The sequence below is a fragment of the Micromonospora yasonensis genome (genome assembly GCF_026013475.1).
GTDB classification, from domain to species: Bacteria; Actinomycetota; Actinomycetes; order Mycobacteriales; family Micromonosporaceae; genus Micromonospora; species Micromonospora yasonensis.
The window spans coordinates 1-19741 of the sequence record NZ_JAPDPH010000133.1; the positions used below are offsets into that span (position 1 = coordinate 1).

The window sequence follows — 19741 nt, forward strand, 5'->3', positions numbered from 1 at the left end:
ACCAGCAGCGAGGTGTGCAGCAGCTCGACCGCGGCCAGGTCGGCGGGGAAGCCGAGCACGGTGGCGAAGCCGAGGTCGTCGGACCAGACCGACTCGCAGCGGTTCGCCGCCGCCACCTCCTGGATGAGCAGCGCCTTGGCCGCCGCGTACGGGGCCTCGGTGCCCAGCCGCACGCCGCTCGGCCGGTCGGGCCGCTCGGCGGTGGCGTCGAGCAGCGCCGCGTCGATGCTGTGCCGGGCCATCAGCTCCTGGGCCTTCCCGGTCAGCGCCTCGGCCTCGGCCGGGAAGGTGGTCGACTCGGCCTTGGCCAGTAGCGCGCGTACCCGGTCCAGGATCCGTGAGCCGGTGGCCGGCGCGGCGGTGTGCGGGGCGACCGCCGCGGCGCCGGGTGGCGGGCGGAGCACGGCGATCGGCGGCAGCCCTTCGACCAGCCCGAGCGCGTCCACGGCGTCCCGCAGCGCGGTGATCCGGTCGCCCTGGGCTCGGCGGTCCAGCCAGCCCACGTCGGCGTCCCACCGCGCGCCCAGCTCGGTGAGCTGGTCGTCGAACCACTGCGGGACCGGGCCGGGCTGCTCCCGGCGCTGGGCGGCCTGCACGTCGCGGAGCAGCCGGGCGCCGCGAGGCGCCAGCCGCCGGGTGGCGATCCGGTCCAGGTCGACCGGCTGCCAGCCGCGTGGCCAGAGCCGCCCGACGGCCCGCATCAGCCGGGCCAGCAGCGCCGCGTCCACCGCCGGGCCGTCGCCCATCACCAGCCGGTCCAGCGCCCGCTCGGCCGCCCGTACGTCCGTGTCACGGGCCGCCGCGAGGGCGTCGGCGAGCAGCCGTTCGGCGTCCGACACGGGTCGGCCTCCTCAAGATCGTCGTCGTCCGGGCGTGGTGGCCGCTGCTGCGGACCCGAGGAGAAACGGTACCGGCCGGCGGCGTGAATACTGGTCGGGTGGAGAGCAACCGGCCCCGCCTGCTGCTGGTCGAGGACGACCGTGCCCTCACCGACCTGCTCGCCGACCTGCTCACCGAGGAGGGGTACGCGGTCGACGTGGCCGGCGACGGGCACACCGGCCTGCACCACGCTCTCAGCCGGGACTACCAGCTCATGGTCGTGGACCGGGGGCTGCCGGTGCTGGACGGGCTGGACCTGGTCAGTCGGCTGCGGGCCCGGGGAGTGACCTGTCCGGTGCTGCTGCTCACCGCGCGTGGCTCGGTCGACGACCGGGTCGAGGGGCTCGACGCGGGCGCGGAGGACTACCTGGTCAAGCCGTTCGAGGTGGCCGAGCTGCTGGCCCGGCTCCGGGCGCTGCGCCGCCGGCACCCGGAGGCGGCCGGCTGGCTGTCGCTCGGCCGGCGCCGGCTGGACGTGGACAACCGCCGGGTGCTCGACGGCACGGAGGAGATCCCGCTCTCCGCCCGCGAGTTCGCCGTGCTGCACGCCCTCGCCGCCCGGCCGACCAAGGTCTTCACCCGGGCCGAGCTGCTGAACGCCGCCTTCGAGCACGCCGACGCGCCGGGCACCGTCGACGCCTGCGTCCACCACCTGCGCCGCAAACTGGGCCGGGACGCCGTCCGTACGGTGCACGGGCTGGGCTACCGGATCGGCCCGGGCTGAGGCGGGCGGCGTGGACGAGGCCAGGCTGAACCGTGCCCGCCGGCGCAGCGTGGCCCAGACCGCCGGGGCCATCGGCCTGGTCCTGCTGCTCGTCGGCGCGCTGATGTACGTGCTGACCGCCGGGCAGCAGTCCCGGGCGCTGGACGCCGAGCTGACCAAGGTGCTGGCGATGGCCGAGGACGTGGACGATCCGCCCCCCGGCCAGGTCATCGCCCGGCAGCGGCCGGGCGCGGGCACGATCGAGGTGACCCCCGGCGCGTCCGCCGAGGTGGTCCGCGTCCTGCACGACGCGATCGGCCGGCGGCCCGGCCGGTACGACACGAGCATCGGCGACGACCAGCCGCTCCGGGTACGGGTCGCGCGCCGGGCGGACGGCAGCCGCTGGGTGGTCGCCGCCGACCTGGCGCCGCTGCGCCGCCAGCAGGAGCAACTCGGGCTCGCGTTGCTCGTGGCCGAGCTGACCGGCCTGGCCGGCGCGCTGGTCGCCGCCACGCTGCTGGCCCGGCGGGCGGTCGCGCCGCTGGCCACCGCGCTCGCCCTGCAACGGCGCTTCGTCGCCGACGCCTCGCACGAGCTGCGCACCCCGCTCACCGTGCTGCACACCCGGGCCCAACTGCTGGCCCGGCGGGCCCGGAGTCAGCCGCCCGAGCGGCTCGCCGGGCAGCTGGACCAGCTCGTCGCGGACACCCGGGCGCTCGGCGAGGTGGTGGAGGATCTGCTGGTGTCCGCCGCCGCCGAGCACCAGCCACTCCCCGACACCGAGGTCGACCTGGCGGAGGTGGCCCGCGAGGTGGTGGCGAGCATGGCCGCGTACGCCCAGGGACGGGCGGTGGAGCTGCGGATCGAGGCGGCCGCGCCGGCCCCGGTCCGGGGGGCCCGTGCGGCCCTGCGCCGGGCACTGACCGCGCTGGTGGACAACGCAGTCGGGCACGTGCCGGCGGGTGGGCACGTCACGGTGACGGTCGACCGGCGGGACGGCCGGGTGGCCGTCGAGGTCGCCGACGACGGGGTGGGGCTGGACCCGGCCGAGGCGGACCGCCTCTTCGACCGGTTCGCGCACGGCACCTCGGGAGCCGGACGGCGGTTCGGGCTGGGCCTGGCGCTGGTGCAGCACGTGGCCACCGCGCACCGCGGCTCCGTCGAGGTGACTGGCGCGCCGGGCCGGGGCGCCGCCTTCACCCTCCTGCTGCCCGCTGCGACAACTCCAGCTCGGCGCGTCTGACCTGGAGCCGTCGGGCCTGAGCGGCGGCCGGTGGGCAAGAACTTCCCAAGAATCGCTGGGCACTGTGGCACACAGAGTGAAGTCCCCCGATCTTGAGGAGAGATCGTGCCCGACAACATCAACGGACTGCCGGTGCACCCGCTCGTGGTGCACGCCGTGGTGGTCCTCCTGCCGCTGGCCGCGCTAGGCGTGGTCGCGCTGGCCGTCCGACCCTCCTGGCGGGGCCGTTTCGGCCTGCTCGTGGTGCTGATCGCCGCCCTGGCCGCCGCCGCGGTGCCGCTCGCCACCTCCAGCGGCGAGAGCCTGGAGCGCCGGGTGGGCGACCCGGGCCGGCACGCCGAGCTGGGGGACACCCTGCTCTGGTTCGCGCTGCCGCTGCTGGCCGCCGCGGTCGCGCTGTACTGGCTGCACCGCCGGTCCGCCGCCTGGCCGGAGACGGCCGAGCCCCGGGGTGCCGCCGGGCAGGGCCCGGTCGGCGTGGTGGTCGCCGTGCTGGCCGTGATCGTCGCGGTGGCCAACGTGGTGCAGGTCTACCGGATCGGGGACTCCGGGGCGAAGGCCGTGTGGGGCGACACACCGGCGGCCTCCGTCGGGCACGGCGAGGGCGACGGCGACTGACCCGGCAGCCTGCGCCGTGCGCCCGTCGGTGGTGAGATGAACGGCGGACACGCGGCGGAGGGCGGAGGAGGACGACGGATGGAGTACGTGAAGTTCGGGTCGACCGGCCTGGAGGTGTCCCGGCTCTGCCTGGGCTGCATGAGCTACGGCGAGCCCAGCCGTGGCCCGCACCCCTGGTCGCTGCCGGAGGAGGCGAGCCGGCCGCTGATCAAGCAGGCGCTCGAGTTGGGCGTCAACTTCTTCGACACCGCCAACGTCTACTCCGACGGCACCAGCGAGGAGATCGTCGGCCGGGCGCTGAAGGACTTCGCCCGCCGCGACGACGTGGTCATCGCGACCAAGGTGCACGGCCGGATGGGGCCAGGGCCGAACCGGGGCGGGCTGTCCCGCAAGCACATCATGAGCGAGATCGACGCCAGCCTGCGCCGGCTGGGCACCGACTACGTGGACCTCTACCAGATCCACCGGCTCGACCCGACCACCCCGATCGAGGAGACCCTGGAGGCGCTGCACGACCTGGTCCGTGCCGGCAAGGTCCGCTACCTCGGCGCCTCCTCGATGTACGCCTGGCAGTTCGCCAAGGCCCTCTGGGCGGCGGAACGACACGGCTGGACGAGGTTCGTCTCCATGCAGAACCACTACAACCTGCTCTATCGGGAGGAGGAGCGGGAGATGCTGCCGCTCTGCCTGGACCAGGGCATCGCGGTGATCCCGTGGAGCCCGCTCGCGCGGGGCCGGCTGACCCGGGACTGGGGCGAGCGCACCGCCCGGGCGGAGACCGACGAGTTCGGCAAGGGCCTGTACGCGCGGACCGAGGAGCCGGATCGTGCGGTGGTCGAGGCGGTGGCCCGGATCGGGCAGGAGCGGGGCGTGTCCCGGGCGCAGGTGGCGCTGGCCTGGGTGGCCCGCAACCCGGCGGTGACCGCGCCGATCGTCGGGGCGACGAAGCCGCACCACCTGACCGACGCGGTGGCGGCGCTGGAGCTGGCGCTGACCGAAGACGAGGTGGCCGCCCTGGAGGCGCCGTACGTCCCGCACCCGGTCGCCGGCTTCTAGGATCGGGCCCGGCGGGCCAGCAGTGGGCAACGGGTCACCGGGTCGCGGTGTCGCGGGGGAACGAGGCCCAGATGTTCTTGGTGTCGCCGGTGCCGTACCAGCCGACGGCCAGGGACAGCGACTGGGCCAGGAACCGGCGGGCCGGCCTCCGCGCCGTCGCGGAGGCCGGCCCGGGCGGTCAGCGCCGGAGCAGGGCGAAGACGCCCCAGCCGAGGTACTCCCGCTGGTAACGGACGTACCGCAGCGGGTCCTCGGTCAGCTCCCGGCGCAGCTCCCCGGCCAACTCGTCGTCCGGGTTGGCGTCCAGCCAGCGGCGCAGGTTGAGCCAGTGCGCGGCCGCGTACCGGTCCCAGCTGTCCTGGTCGGCGAGGACCATCTCGACCAGGTCCCAGCCGCACTCGCCGAAGAGCCGGACCAACCCGGGCAGGTCCCGGAACTCGTCCCGGGACCGCGCGTGGCAGCCGGCCACGGCCTCGTCGTCCGGCGGGTCCAGCCGCCAGTACGGCTCTCCGACCAGGACCATCCCGCCGGGGCGCAGGCTGCGTTCGAGGATCTCCAGGGTGCCGGGCACCCCGTCGCCGATCCAGGTGGCGCCGACGCAGGCGGCCACACCGACCGGCTCCTCGGCGACGTACGGCGCGGCGTCGCCGTGCACGAACCGGACCCGGTCCGCGACGCCCAACTCGGCGGCGCGTGCCCGGGCGGCGGTGGTGTTCACGGTGCTGATGTCCACCCCGGTGCCGGTCACGCCGTGGTCCCGGGCCCAGGTGCAGAGCAGTTCGCCCTTGCCGCTGCACAGGTCGAGGATCGACGTGCCGGGTTCGAGCTTGATCGCCCGACCCAGCGTGGCCAGCTTGCCGGCGTCGAACGGGTTGATGATCCGGAGGTCGCCCTCGCGGATGGTGAAGCTACGTGGCAGATCCAATGTGGTCACTCCAGAGGTGCGGTGTCGGTGTCAGGACGGGCGGACGCTGGTCGGCGCGGATCAGCACAGTCGGCACGGGCACCAAAACACCCTCTTCGTCGGGTCGGAGTGACGTTCGCGGTGAGGCTAGCCGCCATCCCGCCGGCCCCCAACCGGAATATGCGGCGGCCGGGTGTCCGGTGGGCCGCCCACACCGCCGGCCAGCGCGAGGTGTCGACCGCACGGATATCTGCTGTGGTCGATATCACGTTAGCGTTCCCGCACGCCGGCCGTCCCGCCGGCGCTCCGACGGGAGAACGCCATGAAGACACCGTGGAAAGCCGCCATCACCCTCGCCGCGGCCCTCCTCCTGGTCCTGCCCGGCGGCGCCGCCGCCCGGGCCGCGAGCACGCCGTACACCAAGACCCCGGTCTCCGGCTCGCTCGGCACCTACAACGTCTCCGCCGTGTACGTCGCCGGGGTCTCCTCCGGCGGGTACATGGCCACCCAACTCCAGGTCGCCTACTCGGCGCGGATCCGGGGTGCCGCGGTGTTCGCCGCCGGCCCGTACTACTGCGCCCAGAACAACGCCAACCAGGCGCTCTACGGCTGCGGTGACAACATCTACCCGACGTACGTGTCCACGCTGGAGAGCTACACCCGCACCTGGGCGTCGTACGGCTGGATCGACGGCACCGGCAACCTCTCCGGCCAGCCGGTGTACGTCTACCACGGCGGCAACGACAGCACCGTGAAGAAGTCCGTCACCGACGACCTGGTCCGCTACTACCAGGACTTCGGCGCCAGCGTGCGCTACGACTCCGGCAGCGCCGCCGGCCACGCCTGGGTCACCCCGTACGGCACGGTCGGCTGCACCGCGACCGCCTCGCCCTTCCTCAACGACTGCGGCACCGACCCGCAGGGCGCGTTCCTCGGCAAGCTGCTCGGCTCGGTCTCCGCGCCCAACACCGGCCCGCTCGGCGGCACGCTCATCCGGTTCAGCCAGGACACCTTCGCCACCAACGGCTGGGCCAACGGCTTGAGCATGGACTCCAGCGGCTTCGCGTACGTGCCGAGTGCCTGCGCCGCCGGCCAGAGCTGCCGGCTGCTGGTCGCCCTGCACGGCTGCTCCCAGGGGTACGCCAAGATCGGCACCGCCTTCGTCGACCGGGCCAACCTCAACCAGTACGCCGACACCAACCGGTTGATCGTGCTCTACCCGCAGGCGATCGCGAGCGGGGTGAACCCGTACGGCTGCTGGGACTGGTGGGGTTACCTCGGCGCCACCAACTACCCGATCAAGGGCGGCTACCAGGTCGAGACGATCATGAACATGGTCCGCCGCCTGGACGGCTGACCCGCGTCCGGTTTCACGCCCCGCCCTGGGGCGTGAACCGGGCATCACGAGCAGACCGCTTCGAATATGCCCCGGCAAATTGCCGGGGCTTCCCTTTGCCACCCGATAATTGGCCCTCCGGCCGGCGATTTCGACGATCTTTCCACGGTGTCGCTCCCGGCGGTCAGGTGCCGTGACCCGGCCTTTTGTGACCCCCTTCACCCCGGCCGGGGCCGCCGTGAAAAGCGCGTCAAGAAATGCCGGCTCGCCGTCATGGTCGCGTTATAGCCCCTGTCGATCGGGCCGGGTACGGCGTTTTGATTGCCCGGCGCGACCGGGAGGCGGCCGCGACGAACGAAGCCGGTAAGGGGAGTCAGCCGTGTCTGACGTGCTGTTCGTGTTGATGACGGTGGGGCTGTTCGCGGCTCTCGCCCTTGTGGTGAGGGGCGTGGAGAAGCTGTGAGCGCCGTCAACGCCGTCGGCCTGGTGCTGGCGATCGGCCTGGGCGTGTTCCTGGTCGTCGCCCTGCTGTTCCCGGAGCGCTTCTGATGAGCATGGCAACAGCCGGGGCCGTCTTCGCCCTGTCCCTCGTGGCGGCGCTGGTCGCCGGCTACCGACCGTTCGGCGACTACCTGTTCCGGGTGGTCTCCGGCACCCGGCAGTCCCGGGTCGAGCGGGGGATCTACCGCCTGGTCGGGGTGAACCCGGCCGCGGAGCAGACCTGGGGCGTCTACGCCCGCAGCGTGCTGGCCTTCTCGGCGGTGTCCATCCTGTTCCTCTACGCCTTCCAGCGCCTGCAGAACCACCTCTGGCTGTCGCTGGGCTTCGATCCGGTCGTGCCGCACGGCGCGTGGAACACCGCCGTGTCGTTCGTGACCAACACGAACTGGCAGTGGTACTCGGGTGAGTCGACCATGGGGCACCTGGTGCAGATGGCCGGCCTGGCGGTGCAGAACTTCGTCTCGGCGGCGGTCGGCATCGCGGTGGCGGTCGCCCTGATCCGGGGCTTCGCCCGCAGTCGCACCGACGAGCTGGGCAACTTCTGGGTCGACCTGACCCGGATCACCCTGCGGGTGCTGCTGCCCGTCGCGGTGCTCGGCGCCCTGGCCCTGATGATCGGTGGCGCGGTGCAGAACCTCTCCGGCGGCACGGACCTGACCACCCTGACCGGCCACGCCCAGACCGTCACCGGTGGTCCCGTCGCCAGCCAGGAGGCCATCAAGGAACTGGGCACCAACGGTGGCGGCTTCTACAACACCAACAGCGCCCACCCGTTCGAGAACCCGACCGCCTGGACGAACTGGATTGAGATTTTCCTGATCCTGCTGATCCCGTTCAGCCTGCCCCGGGTCTTCGGCCGGATGGTCGGCCAGAACCGGCAGGGCTACGCGATCGCCGCCGTGATGGCGATCCTCGCCCTGGCCAGCGTCACCCTGACCAACGTCTTCGAGCTGTCCGGCCACGGCACCGTCCCGCAGGCGGTCGGTGTTGCGCTGGAGGGCAAGGACGTGCGGTTCGACGTGTCGAACTCGGCGACCTTCGCCGCGGCCACCACGCTCACCTCGACCGGCGCGGTGAACTCCTTCCACGACTCGTTCACCGCGCTCGGCGGCATGATGACGCTGGGCAACATGATGCTCGGCGAGGTCGCGCCCGGCGGTGTCGGCTCCGGCCTGTACGGGATGCTGATCCTCGCGGTGATCACCGTGTTCGTGGCCGGCCTGATGGTCGGCCGCACCCCGGAGTACGTCGGGAAGAAAATCGCCTCGCGCGAGATCAAGTTCGCCTCGCTCTACTTCCTGATCACCCCCGCCCTGGTGCTCGCCGGCACGGCCGTCGCCTTCGCCACCGGCAACAACTCCACGGCCTTGAACGCCGGCCCGCACGCGCTCTCCGAGGTGCTCTACGCGTTCACCTCGGCGAGCCACAACAACGGCTCGGCCTTCGCCGGGATCACCGTGAACACGCCCTGGTGGAACACGGCGCTGGGCCTGTGCATGCTGCTCGGCCGGTTCCTGCCCATCATCTTCGTGCTCGCGCTGGCCGGGTCGCTGGCCCGCCAGCAGCCCGCCCCGGCCTCCGAGGGCACCCTGCCGACCCACCGGCCGCTGTTCGTCGGAATGGTCGTCGGCGTCACGGTGATCCTCGTCGCGCTGACCTTCCTGCCCGCCCTCGCGCTCGGCCCGCTGGCCGAAGGGCTGTGACCACATGAAAGCGAAGGACATGACCACGTCCACCGCGGCGCCGCACGGTACGGCGGACGCCGCCACCCCGGGCACGCCGGCGACCCAGGGCAACCGGGTCGGCGCCGGCCTGCTCGACCCGAAGCAGCTGACCAGGTCGCTGCCCGACGCCCTGCGCAAGCTGGATCCGCGCACCCTGTGGCGTAACCCGGTCATGCTGATCGTTGAGATCGGCGCGGTCTTCACCACCGTTCTCGCGGTGGGCGACCCGTCGGTGTTCGCCTGGGCGATCACCGGCTGGCTGTGGCTGACGGTCGTCTTCGCCAACCTCGCCGAGGCCGTCGCGGAGGGGCGCGGCAAGGCCCAGGCCGCCACCTTGCGGCGGGCCAAGAGGGACACCATCGCCACCCGGCTGCTCGGCTGGAGGCCGGGCGCGGCGGCGAACGCCTACCGGGACGAGGCCGTACCCGCCCCGGAGTTGAGGCAGGGCGACATCGTGCTGGTGGAGGCCGGCCAGATCATCCCGGGCGACGGCGACGTCGTCGAGGGGATCGCCAGCGTCGACGAGTCCGCGATCACCGGCGAGTCCGCCCCGGTGATCCGGGAGTCCGGTGGCGACCGCAGCGCGGTCACCGGCGGTACCCGGGTCCTCTCCGACCGGATCATCGTCAAGATCACCCAGAAGCCGGGCGAGAGCTTCATCGACCGGATGATCGCCCTGGTCGAGGGTGCCAACCGGCAGAAGACCCCGAACGAGATCGCGCTGAACATCCTGCTGGCCGCGTTGACGGTCATCTTCCTGCTCGCCGTCGTCACGCTCCAGCCGCTGGCCATCTTCGCCAAGGGCTACCAGGGCGCGGCGCCGGACACCCCGGCGATCACCGACTCCGGGGTCACCGGCATCGTGCTGGTATCGCTGCTGGTCTGCCTCATCCCGACCACCATCGGGGCGCTGCTGTCGGCCATCGGTATCGCCGGCATGGACCGGCTGGTGCAGCGCAACGTCCTGGCGATGAGCGGCCACGCGGTCGAGGCGGCCGGCGACGTCAACACGCTGCTGCTCGACAAGACGGGCACGATCACCCTCGGCAACCGGCAGGCCGCCGAGTTCCTGCCGGTCGAGGGCGCGGACCCGGCGGCGCTCGCCGACGCCGCGCAGCTTTCCAGCCTCGCCGACGAGACCCCGGAGGGCCGGTCCGTGGTGGTGCTGGCCAAGAACGAGTTCGGGCTGCGCGAGCGCGAACCCGGCCTGATCCCGCACGCCAGCTTCGTGCCGTTCACCGCGCAGACCCGGATGAGCGGCGTCGACCTGGCGGTGGAGAGCGGCGATGGCGGCGTACGCCGGATCCGCAAGGGCGCCGCCGCAGCGGTGATGAAATGGGTACGCGACAACGGCGGCCACCCGACCGAACAGGTCGGCGCGCTGGTCGACGCGATCAGCGGCACCGGCGGCACCCCGCTGGTGGTCGCCGAGCACGTCGACGGTGAGCCCGCGCGTGCCCTCGGCGTCATCCACCTCAAGGACGTGGTCAAGGCCGGCATGCGCGAGCGGTTCGACGAGATGCGCCGGATGGGCATTCGGACCGTGATGATCACCGGTGACAACCCCCGGACCGCGCAGGCTATCGCGGACGAGGCTGGCGTGGACGACTTCCTCGCCGAGGCCACCCCGGAGGACAAGCTCGCCCTGATCAAGAAGGAGCAGGAGGGCGGCCGGCTGGTCGCGATGACCGGCGACGGCACCAACGACGCGCCCGCCCTGGCCCAGGCCGACGTCGGCGTCGCGATGAACACCGGCACGTCGGCCGCCAAGGAGGCCGGCAACATGGTCGACCTCGACTCCGACCCGACCAAGCTGATCGAGATCGTGGAGATCGGCAAGCAGTTGCTGATCACCCGGGGCGCGCTGACGACGTTCAGCATCGCCAACGACGTCGCGAAGTACTTCGCGATCATCCCGGCCATGTTCGCCGGCATCTACCCGAGCCTGGACGCGCTCAACGTGATGCGGCTGGCCAGCCCGGCGTCGGCGATCCTCGCCGCGGTCATCTTCAACGCCGTCATCATCGTCGCGCTGATCCCGCTCGCCCTGCGCGGCGTGCGCTACCGGCCGGCCAGTGCCGCCAAGCTGCTCAGCCGCAACCTCTGGCGGTACGGCCTCGGCGGCATCGTGGTGCCGTTCATCGGCATCAAGCTCATCGACCTGCTCGTCCAGTTCATCCCGGGGATCTCGTGATGCGCCTTCCCAGCTGGCTCTCCCAACACCTGGCCGCCCTCCGCGCGGTGCTCGTCTTCACCGTGCTGCTCGGGCTGGTCTACCCTCTCGCGCTCGTGGCCGTCGGCCGGCTGCCCGGCCTCGCCGGCAGAGCGGACGGGTCGCTCGTCGAGGCGGGCGGCAAGACCGTCGGCAGCGTGCTGATCGGGCAGTCGTTCACCGACGCCGACGGCAACCCCGTCCCGCGCTACTTCCAGTCCCGCCCCTCGGTGGCCGGCGACGGCTACGACCCGACGGCCACCGCGGCCAGCAACCTCGGGCCGGAGGGCGTGGTGGACACCGTCGCCGCCGACCCGGACGAGTCCAGGCAGAGCCTGCTCACCCTGGTGTGCGCCCGTAGCAGGGCGGTGGGCGAACTCGACGGGGTGGACGGGCGGCGCCCGTACTGCACCCCGGACGGGGTGGGCGCGGTGCTGGCCGTCTTCCGCGCGGACGGGCTCACCGGCCGGATCACCCGCGTGGTGAGCGTCAACCAGGTCGCCCCGGCGACGCCGTTCGTGGGCAGCTGGCAGGGCGTACCGGTGGAACTGGCCCAGCCGGGCCACGACTACGTCGCCGAGGGCGGGATCGTCACCCCGGTCCGGGGCGACGCCCCGGACAAGCCCGCCGTGCCGGCCGACGCGGTCACCGCCAGCGGCAGCGGCCTCGACCCGCACATCTCCCCGGCGTACGCGGAGATCCAGGTGGCCCGGGTGGCGCGCGAGCGCGGCGCGGACCCGGCGGCGATCCGGAAGCTGGTCGAGGAGCACACCACCGGTCGGGCGCTCGGCTTCATGGGCGAGCCCGCGGTGAACGTGCTCGAACTCAACCTCGCGCTCGACGCGAGGTTCCCGACGCGCTGACCGCGTTAGGAGGGGCCCCCTTACCCCCATGAGGCGTTAAGAAGGGGCCCCTCCTTTCACCAATCAGGGAGGATGTTCCCGTGCCCAGGGGAGAACTGCGCATCTATCTCGGGGCCGCACCCGGCGTCGGCAAGACGTACGCCATGCTCGAGGAGGCCCACCGGCGCGCCGAGCGGGGCACCGACGTGGTCATCGGCCTGGTGGAGACGCACGGCCGCCCGCACACCGCGGCGATGATCGGTGACCTGGAGGTCGTGCCGCGCGGCACCATGACCTACCGGGGCGTCGAGTTCACCGAGATGGACCTCGACGCGGTCCTGGCCCGCCGTCCCGAGGTCGCCCTGGTCGACGAGCTGGCACACACCAACGTGCCCGGCACCCGGCACGAGAAGCGCTGGCAGGACGTCCAGGAGCTGCTCGGCGCCGGGATCAACGTGCTGACGACGGTCAACATCCAGCACCTGGAGTCGCTCAACGACGTCGTCGCCCAGATCACCGGCACCACCCAGCGGGAGACCCTCCCCGACGAGGTGGTTCGGGCGGCCGAGCAGGTCGAGCTGGTCGACATGACCCCGGAGGCGCTGCGCCGGCGGATGGCGCACGGCAACATCTACCGCCCCGACAAGATCGACGCCGCGCTGGGCAACTACTTCCGGGTCGGCAACCTCACCGCACTGCGCGAGCTGGCCCTGCTCTGGCTGGCCGACAAGGTCGACGAGCAGCTCGACGCGTACCGGACGCAGCAGGGCATCTCCGACACCTGGGAGGCGCGGGAACGGGTCGTCGTCGCCCTGACCGGCGGTCCGGAGGGGCAGACGTTGATCCGCCGCGCCGCCCGGATCGCCGCCCGCAGCAAGGGCGCGGACCTGCTCGCGGTGCACGTGGCGCGCAGCGACGGGCTGGCCGGTGCCGATCCGGCCCAGCTGGCCCGGCAGCGCGTCCTGGTGGAGAGCCTCGGCGGCACGTACCACCAGGTGCTCGGCACCGACATCCCGGCCGCCCTGCTCGCCTTCGCGCGCGGCGTCAACGCCACCCAGCTGGTGCTGGGGGCGAGCCGGCGGGGCCGGTTCGCGCAGATCCTGTCCCGGGGCGTCGGGGTCACCACCACCGCGCTGTCCGGCACCATCGACGTGCATCTCGTCACCCACGCCGAGGCCGGGCGGGGCCGACGCGGGGCGGCGGTGCCGGCGGCCCTGTCCCGGCGGCGCCGGGTGCTCGGATTCGTGCTCGCCGGCCTCGGCATGCCGCTGCTCACCCTCCTGCTCCAGGAGCTGCCCGACCTCACCCTGACCAACGACATCCTGATCTCCCTCGCCGCCGTGGTCGGGGTCGCGCTGGTCGGCGGGCTGTGGCCGGCGCTGGTCGCCGCGCTCGGCGGCTCCCTGCTGCTCAACTACTTCTTCACCCCGCCCCTGCACACGTTGACCATCGCCGAGGCGGACAACCTCCTCGCCCTCGCCGTCTTCGTCGGCGTCGCCGTCGCGGTCAGCGGGGTGGTCGACGTCGCCGCTCGGCGTACCCGGGAGGCGGCCCAGGCCTCCGCCGACGCCCAGACCCTGGCCACCGTCGCGGGCAGTGTGCTGCGCGGGGAACGGCCGCTGCCCGCGCTGCTCGACCGGCTGCGTGAGACCTTCGCGCTGCGCGCGGTCAGCGTGCTGGAACTCGCCGCCGACGCCGAGGGACGGCCGGGCCGCGCCCGGGAGGAGGGCGCCTGGCGGATGGTGGCCAGCGTCGGCGAGACGCCGGCATCCAGCCCGAGCGCAGGGGAGACGGTGGCCCCGGTCGACGAACGACTCACCGTCGTGCTGTCCGGCCGGCGGCTGGCGGCCGCCGATCGGCGGGTGGTCGAGGCGTTCGCCGCCCAGGCCGCCGTCGCGCTCCGCCAGGAACGGCTCGCCGAGGAGGCCGCCGCCGTCCGGCCGCTCGCCGAGGCCGACCGGATGCGCACCGCGCTGCTCGCCGCGGTCAGCCACGACCTGCGTACGCCACTCGCCTCGGCCAAGGCCGCCGTGTCCAGCCTGCGCAGCCACGACGTCGAGTTCGACGCCGACGACCGGGAGGAACTGCTGGCCACGGCGGACGAGTCGCTGGACCGGCTCGGCCGGCTGGTGGCGAACCTGCTCGACATGAGCCGGCTCCAGGCCGGGGTGCTGGGCGTGACCGCAACCGCGATCGGGCTGGAGGACGCCGTACCCCTGGCCCTGGACGAGCTCGGGCCCGCCGCCCTGGACGTCACCACCGACATCCCTCCCGACCTGCCGGCGGCGCTCGCCGACCCCGGCCTGCTGGAGCGGGTGCTGGTCAACATCGTCGCCAACGCCCTGCGCTACAGCCCGCCCGGGCAGCCCCCGACGATCACCGCCAGCGCCCACGCGGGCCAGGTGGAGCTGAGGGTGATCGACACCGGCCCGGGGATACCCGAGGACCAGTGGGAGCACGTCTTCCTGCCGTTCCAGCGCCTCGGCGACCGGGACAACCAGACCGGGGTGGGGCTCGGCCTCGCGCTGTCCCGGGGCCTCGCCGAGGCGATGGGCGGCACCATCGCCCCCGAGACGACCCCCGGGGGTGGCCTCACCATGGTGGTACGCCTGCCGGCCGCCGCCGGAGGGACCGAGTCGGAAGGGCCAACCGAATGACCCGCATCCTGGTCGTCGACGACGAACCGCAGATCCTGCGCGCCCTCCGGATCAACCTGCGGGCGCGCGGCTACGACGTCGAGGTCACGGACAGCGGGACGGCCGCGCTCAAGGCGGCCGCCGGTCACCCGCCCGACCTGGTGGTGCTGGACCTCGGCCTGCCCGACCTCGACGGCGTGGACGTCATCCGTGGCCTGCGCGGCTGGACGGGCGTACCGATCATCGTGCTGTCCGGTCGGGCCGGCAGTGCGGACAAGGTCGCCGCGCTCGACGCCGGCGCCGACGACTACGTGACCAAGCCGTTCGGGGTGGACGAGCTGCTCGCCCGCATCCGGGCGGTCACCCGCCGCCTCGCCGCGACCCCGGCCGGCTCGATGGCAGGGGCTCCGGCCACCGCCACGCAACGGATCGGGCGGCACACCGTCGACCTCGCCGACCGGGTGGTCACCCGCGACGACGGCGTCGAGGTGAAGCTCACCCCCACCCAGTGGGCGATGCTGGAGAAGCTGCTCCGCCACCCCGGCAAGCTGGTCAGCCAGCGCCAGCTCCTGCACGAGGTGTGGGGCCCGGAATACCACCACGAGACCAACTACCTGCGCCAGTACATGGCCCAGTTGCGCCGCAAGCTGGAGGACGACCCGGCCCGACCCCGGCACCTGATCACCGAACCCGGGATGGGTTACCGCTACCGCCCCTGACCCTGGGCCGCCCGCCCGGGTTTCGCCGCCGCGGTCCCGGGGACTCCGGCAGCGTGGCCGCGGCCGGCCGGCGTACGGGCACCTCGGGGGAGGCCGATGGGGGACAACCGGTGGACGTCGCCGCCTGGAGGGTTCGGCCGCAGCCTCGACGAGCACGCGCACGAGCACGACGCGGCCGCACCGGCACCGGACCGGGGCGGCGTGGTCGACAGCGCCGTCTACGTCCACGGCCGCCGGCGGGCCTCGCCGGCCACCCTCACCGACACCTACCGCTGCCTGCAGGAACTCGACCAGGCGATGGCCTGGATCGGGCTGCGCCGCCCGGACCACGCCCGGATCCACTCGCTGGCCGACGCGTTTCAACTGCACGAACTGGCCGTCGACGACGCGATCAACGCGCATCAGCGACCCAAGCTGGAACGCTACGGCGACACGCTGTTCGTGGTGCTGCGGGCCGCCCGCTATCTCGACGAGCGCGAGGAGGTCGAGTTCGCCGAAGTGCACGTGTTCCTCGGGCCGAACTTCGTCATCACCGTTCGGCACGGCGAGGCGCCCGACCTGGCCGCCGTACGACGCCGGATGGAGGCCGATCCCCAGGTCCTCGCCCTCGGCCCCGAGGCCGTCCTGTACGCCGTGCTCGACCAGGTGGTCGACGGGTACGCCCCGGTGGTCGCCGGGCTCGAGAACGACATCGACGAGATCGAGACCGAGGTGTTCGGCGGCGATCCCAACGCCAGTCGCCGGATCTACGAGCTCAGCCGAGAGGTCATCCAGTTCCAGCGCGCCGCCCGCCCGCTGCTGAAGGTGCTCGACGCGCTCGCGGACGGCTTCGACCGCTACCGCACGGACGAGGAACTGCGTCGCCGACTGCGGGACGTCGCCGACCACCTGACCCAGGTCGTGGAGCGGGTCGACGCCTTCCGGCACCTGTTGCAGAACATCCTCACGGTCAACGCGACCCTCGTCTCCCGGGCCCAGAACGAGGAGATGCGCAGCCTCACCGCGGCGAGTTACGAGCAGAACGAGGAGATCAAGAGGGTGTCCGCGTGGGCCGCGATCCTGTTCGCGCCCACCCTGATCGGCACCGTCTACGGGATGAACTTCGTCCACATGCCGGAACTCGGCTGGCGCTACGGCTACCTGTTCGCCCTCCTTCTGATGGCCGTGGTCTGCGCGGCCCTCTACCTGCTCTTCAAACGCCGAGGCTGGTTGTAGTCCTCTGCCGGTCGCGCGCCGAGACGCCCCACAGCACCACCGTCCCGAGCAGCGCGGCGGCCGGCGCCACCGCCAGCCCGTACCGGAGGCCGGCCGACACCAGCGGACCGGCGACCGCCGAGCCGGCGGCGCTGCCGATCACGAACGCGGTGGCCACCCAGGCGAACGCCTCGGCCACCGTCCCCGGCTCCGCCAGCCGCTCCGCGGTCAGGAAGATCGCGGTCAGCACCGGCGGCAACGCCAACCCGCTGACCACCAGCAGACCGGCCATCGGCAGCGGACCCGGGGCGAGCAGCAACGGCAGGTACCCGACGGCCAGTCCGGCCGCCAGCAGCGGCAGCCGCCCCGGACCGCCCGGCCGGGCCCGGGTGTAGAGCAGGCCGCCGGCCAGCGCGCCGGCCGCCTGCGCCGCCAGCAGCCAGCCGCTCAGCCGCCGGTCGCCGGCGGCCTCCGCGTAGCCGGTCACCGACACCGCGATGCTGCCCACCGCCGCGCCGATCCCGATCACCCCGGCCACCATCACCGTGAACCGGGGTACGCGCAGCGGTCCCGCCCAGTGCCGTACCGCCGGCACCCCGCGCCACGCCCGGGCGGCGGGTGTCGAGGCGTACGCCGCCGTGCCGAGAAGTTGCGCCAACGCGGCGGCGACCAGGCCGGCGGACGGCCCGCCCAGGGTCACCGCGAGCAGGGTGACCAGCGGGCCCACCACGAAGATCACTTCCTGCACGGCGATGTCGAGGGTGTACGCCGTCGACACGGCGGCCGCCGGCAGCAGACTCGGCCAGAGCGTCCGCAGGCAGGCCTCCAGCGGCGGGGTACCCAGCCCGGCCACCGCCGCCCCGATCACCGCGCCGGTGAGGTGGCCCCCGGTCAGCGCCACCGCGCCGAACCCGAGACCGGAGAGAATCGCCGAACCCCACAGCACCGGCGGCTGCCGCCAACGGTCCACCGCCCGGGCCAGCAGCGGCGTCCCCACCGCCATGCCCCCCGTGTACGCGGCGACCAGCAGGCCGGCGGTGGCCAGACTCAGCGACTGCCGGGCGAACAACAACAGGGCCAGCGGTCCGCTGGCGGTGGGCAGCCGGCCGACCTGGCTGCTGACGAGGACTCGCAGGACCTGGGGTGCGCGCAGCACCACCCGGATCCCGGAACGGTCGACGGACATGAGGCATCGCTCCCGGTTGCTTCCGAACGGGTGAGAAAGGAGGAGGGCACCGGGAGCGGATCAGGGAGCGAAGTCGGCCCGCTCGTGGTCGTTGCCGTAGAGCGGCAGCGCGGGCGTGATCCACTGCGCGTATGCGGCTGCGACGGCCTCCACCGGGATCACCTGCCGACGGTAACCCATCGGCCGGCGGGCGGTCCGCAGCGGGCCGCTCCGGCCACTGCGGTCATGATCAACTGGGGCTTCGAGGTATGCGCATCGGTGCTACCGTGAGGCCGGCGCCGGGGTGTCCGAGCGCGATCAGCGGAATCCTCCACAGGAGCAGCACGTGCGGTCGTACCGGCTCCTCGCCACCGCGTCTCTGACCACCCTGTTCGTCGCACTGTCGGGTGCCGTCTCCGTCGCCGCGCCCACGATGGACGCTGCGGCGGCCACCAAGGCCGGCCGTGCGACCATCTCGACTGCGGGCGGACCGCGGAAGGCCGTCCGGCTCGCCACCGGCGAGCGGTTGGAGCTGATGAGCGACGACGCCCGCTCGGGGGCGCTGTTCCGCGTTCTCCCGGCCGGCAACGCAAGCAGCACCGGTCGCTACGCGTACGCGTCGGTCGGCGGGACGCTGCGGGTGCAACCGAAGGGCCACCCGGCCCAGGTGGTGGCGTCGCGGACCGGCGCTCGCGCAGCCGCGGCGGTCACGGCCGACACCTACCCGGTGAAACTCGCCATCGCCAGCCCGGTCTCGGTTTCCTCCAAGCTCCTTTACGTGTGGAACCGCCAGACCTGGGCCTATCACACCGTCACGGACGAGCAGTACACCCCGAACGGCAGCGTGCGGCTTCCGAGCGGCGACTACTTCGCCGTGGCGCTCTACAGCCAGTGGGGCGCCGGCAGTTATCTGCTCACTCGCGCCTTCCAGGTCGCCAATGCCGGCACCACCGTCCGGTTCGACGAGAGCACGGCGAGGGAAACGCGCATCGCGGTCGACGACGCCACCGCGCGCCGCTACACCTCAGCCGTGTGGATCTCGGTGCCGGGCGGCGGGCTGGCCGGCTTCGCCGGCGGCGGAGCCGAGAAGGTCTACGTGACGCCGTTCTCCGTCCCCGGAGCCTCGCTGCGCCTGCACGAGATCCTGATCAAACAGGGGACCTCCGACTACGTGCCGAGCCCCTACCGGTACGACCTCTACCACAGCTTCGACGACGCCGTTCCGGCCACTCCGGTGGCGAACGTGGCGAAGGCCGGGCTGGCCAGCACGGCCACCTCGATCCGGGGGCAGGCACGGAACACCAACGGTTCGCTGCTGACGGTGCCGGCCACGGGCGAGTGGACAGGCGTCTACCTTCCGTCCCCCGTGGCGGTCCCGGGCACCGTCACCGAGTACGTGACGCCTGACCGGTCCTTCATGCGGCTGCTCCACTACCGCCCCATGTCGCACGACCTGACGCTGGCGGACCGGGCACTGCCGGCGGGCACGTCCGCCGGCGAGACCCTCGGAGCCGCCCCGTTCGCCCCGCGCCGGTCCCGGGCCGCCGGTTCCGACCGGGACATGACCAGGATGTCGGTCTACGAGTACCCGGCCCTGAGTGACGCGGCCGGCAACCTGGGGCTCGACCGCGACGCGAGGGTCTCCGTCAGCCTCAGATCCGGGTCGGAGCCCTACATCTCGGCTTCCGGCTTGTCGCTGTACCAGGCGGTGTCCGCGACGGTGCCGGCGGTGGCGACGCCCTACCAGTTGGATCACACCGTCACCCGCACCGCGTCATGGTCCCGGCTCTCCACCGAGGTGCGCAGTGAATGGCGCTTCACCTCCGCCGGCACGACGTATCCGAACCCACTTCCCCTGGTCGACATCGACTTCGCGGTGGCCGGCCTCGACGCCCGGAACACGGCCCGGGTCGCACCCGTACGGATCAACGCGGCGGCCACCTCGCGCCGCGTGGGGGCGACCCCGACGCTGACCGGGCTGGAGTATTCGACCGACGACGGCAAGACCT

General features: G+C 72.9%; 16 protein-coding genes. 13 read left to right on the forward strand and 3 right to left on the reverse strand.

Annotated elements, in window-relative coordinates:
- A partial coding sequence (locus ONA70_RS23650) for a DUF2786 domain-containing protein (RefSeq protein ID WP_265008666.1) occupies positions 1 to 839 on the reverse strand: 839 nt, incomplete at its 3' end.
- Between the two features lie 98 nt (positions 840 to 937).
- Here ONA70_RS23650 and ONA70_RS23655 point away from each other — a divergent pair.
- The 4 genes from ONA70_RS23655 (at position 938) to ONA70_RS23670 (ending at position 4499) form a co-directional block, all read left to right on the forward strand.
- Positions 938 to 1603 (forward strand): response regulator transcription factor, encoded by a 666-nt coding sequence (locus ONA70_RS23655; protein ID WP_265008667.1) that lies wholly within the window; start codon positions 938 to 940, stop codon positions 1601 to 1603.
- 10 nt (positions 1604 to 1613) lie between these two features.
- Complete coding sequence (locus ONA70_RS23660) at positions 1614 to 2825, forward strand: sensor histidine kinase (RefSeq protein ID WP_265008668.1); 1212 nt, start codon at positions 1614 to 1616, stop codon at positions 2823 to 2825.
- Positions 2826 to 2930: 105 nt separating this feature from the next.
- Positions 2931 to 3443 (forward strand): DUF2231 domain-containing protein, encoded by a 513-nt coding sequence (locus tag ONA70_RS23665; protein ID WP_265008669.1) that lies wholly within the window; start codon positions 2931 to 2933, stop codon positions 3441 to 3443.
- A gap of 78 nt (positions 3444 to 3521) precedes the next feature.
- Entirely contained in the window at positions 3522 to 4499 is a 978-nt protein-coding gene (locus ONA70_RS23670; protein WP_265008670.1) for an aldo/keto reductase, read from the forward strand.
- 178 nt (positions 4500 to 4677) lie between these two features.
- Here ONA70_RS23670 and ONA70_RS23675 read toward each other — a convergent pair whose 3' ends face one another.
- Positions 4678 to 5433 carry an SAM-dependent methyltransferase gene (locus ONA70_RS23675; protein WP_265008671.1) on the reverse strand — a complete coding sequence of 252 codons (756 nt, stop codon included), beginning with the start codon at positions 5431 to 5433 and terminating at the stop codon, positions 4678 to 4680.
- A gap of 292 nt (positions 5434 to 5725) precedes the next feature.
- Here ONA70_RS23675 and ONA70_RS23680 point away from each other — a divergent pair, with 292 nt between their 5' ends.
- The 8 genes from ONA70_RS23680 (at position 5726) to corA (ending at position 16588) form a co-directional block, all read left to right on the forward strand.
- Positions 5726 to 6760, forward strand: coding sequence for an extracellular catalytic domain type 2 short-chain-length polyhydroxyalkanoate depolymerase (locus ONA70_RS23680; protein ID WP_265008672.1), 1035 nt, complete (start codon positions 5726 to 5728; stop codon positions 6758 to 6760).
- 438 nt (positions 6761 to 7198) lie between these two features.
- Positions 7199 to 7288 (forward strand): K(+)-transporting ATPase subunit F, encoded by a 90-nt coding sequence (gene kdpF / locus ONA70_RS23685; RefSeq protein ID WP_036343797.1) that lies wholly within the window; start codon positions 7199 to 7201, stop codon positions 7286 to 7288.
- Positions 7288 to 8943: a potassium-transporting ATPase subunit KdpA gene (gene kdpA, locus ONA70_RS23690; RefSeq protein ID WP_265008673.1), complete on the forward strand. Its 1656-nt coding sequence runs from the start codon at positions 7288 to 7290 to the stop codon at positions 8941 to 8943. The genes kdpF and kdpA overlap by 1 nt, the downstream gene beginning before the upstream one ends.
- Before the next feature lie 19 nt (positions 8944 to 8962).
- Entirely contained in the window at positions 8963 to 11158 is a 2196-nt protein-coding gene (gene kdpB, locus ONA70_RS23695; RefSeq protein WP_265008674.1) for a potassium-transporting ATPase subunit KdpB, read from the forward strand.
- Entirely contained in the window at positions 11158 to 12039 is an 882-nt protein-coding gene (locus ONA70_RS23700; RefSeq protein ID WP_265008675.1) for a potassium-transporting ATPase subunit C, read from the forward strand. The genes kdpB and ONA70_RS23700 overlap by 1 nt, the downstream gene beginning before the upstream one ends.
- 80 nt (positions 12040 to 12119) lie before the next feature.
- Positions 12120 to 14675 (forward strand): sensor histidine kinase, encoded by a 2556-nt coding sequence (locus tag ONA70_RS23705; protein ID WP_265008676.1) that lies wholly within the window; start codon positions 12120 to 12122, stop codon positions 14673 to 14675.
- The gene (locus ONA70_RS23710) at positions 14672 to 15373 is read left to right on the forward strand and encodes a response regulator (RefSeq protein WP_265008677.1); all 702 of its coding nucleotides are present in this window, start codon (positions 14672 to 14674) and stop codon (positions 15371 to 15373) included. The genes ONA70_RS23705 and ONA70_RS23710 overlap by 4 nt, the downstream gene beginning before the upstream one ends.
- 96 nt (positions 15374 to 15469) lie before the next feature.
- Positions 15470 to 16588 (forward strand): magnesium/cobalt transporter CorA, encoded by a 1119-nt coding sequence (gene corA / locus ONA70_RS23715; protein WP_265008678.1) that lies wholly within the window; start codon positions 15470 to 15472, stop codon positions 16586 to 16588.
- Here the strand turns inward: corA and ONA70_RS23720 are convergent.
- Complete coding sequence (locus tag ONA70_RS23720) at positions 16566 to 17753, reverse strand: MFS transporter (RefSeq protein WP_265008679.1); 1188 nt, start codon at positions 17751 to 17753, stop codon at positions 16566 to 16568. The genes corA and ONA70_RS23720 overlap by 23 nt on opposite strands.
- A 325-nt stretch (positions 17754 to 18078) precedes the next feature.
- Here ONA70_RS23720 and ONA70_RS23725 point away from each other — a divergent pair.
- On the forward strand, positions 18079 to 19741 hold a 1663-nt coding region (locus ONA70_RS23725), incomplete at its 3' end, for a hypothetical protein (protein ID WP_265008680.1).

Excerpts from the sequence above, each read along its gene's own strand:
- ONA70_RS23670 (WP_265008670.1), top strand. The coding sequence starts at position 3,522 with ATGGAGTACGTGAAGTTCGGGTCGACCGGCCTGGAGGTGTCCCGGCTC.
- ONA70_RS23680 (WP_265008672.1), top strand. The coding sequence starts at position 5,726 with ATGAAGACACCGTGGAAAGCCGCCATCACCCTCGCCGCGGCCCTCCTC.
- kdpA (WP_265008673.1), top strand. The coding sequence starts at position 7,288 with ATGAGCATGGCAACAGCCGGGGCCGTCTTCGCCCTGTCCCTCGTGGCG.
- kdpB (WP_265008674.1), top strand. The coding sequence starts at position 8,963 with ATGACCACGTCCACCGCGGCGCCGCACGGTACGGCGGACGCCGCCACC.
- ONA70_RS23700 (WP_265008675.1), top strand. The coding sequence starts at position 11,158 with ATGCGCCTTCCCAGCTGGCTCTCCCAACACCTGGCCGCCCTCCGCGCG.
- ONA70_RS23710 (WP_265008677.1), top strand. The coding sequence starts at position 14,672 with ATGACCCGCATCCTGGTCGTCGACGACGAACCGCAGATCCTGCGCGCC.
- corA (WP_265008678.1), top strand. The coding sequence starts at position 15,470 with ATGGGGGACAACCGGTGGACGTCGCCGCCTGGAGGGTTCGGCCGCAGC.
- ONA70_RS23720 (WP_265008679.1), bottom strand. The coding sequence starts at position 17,753 with ATGTCCGTCGACCGTTCCGGGATCCGGGTGGTGCTGCGCGCACCCCAG.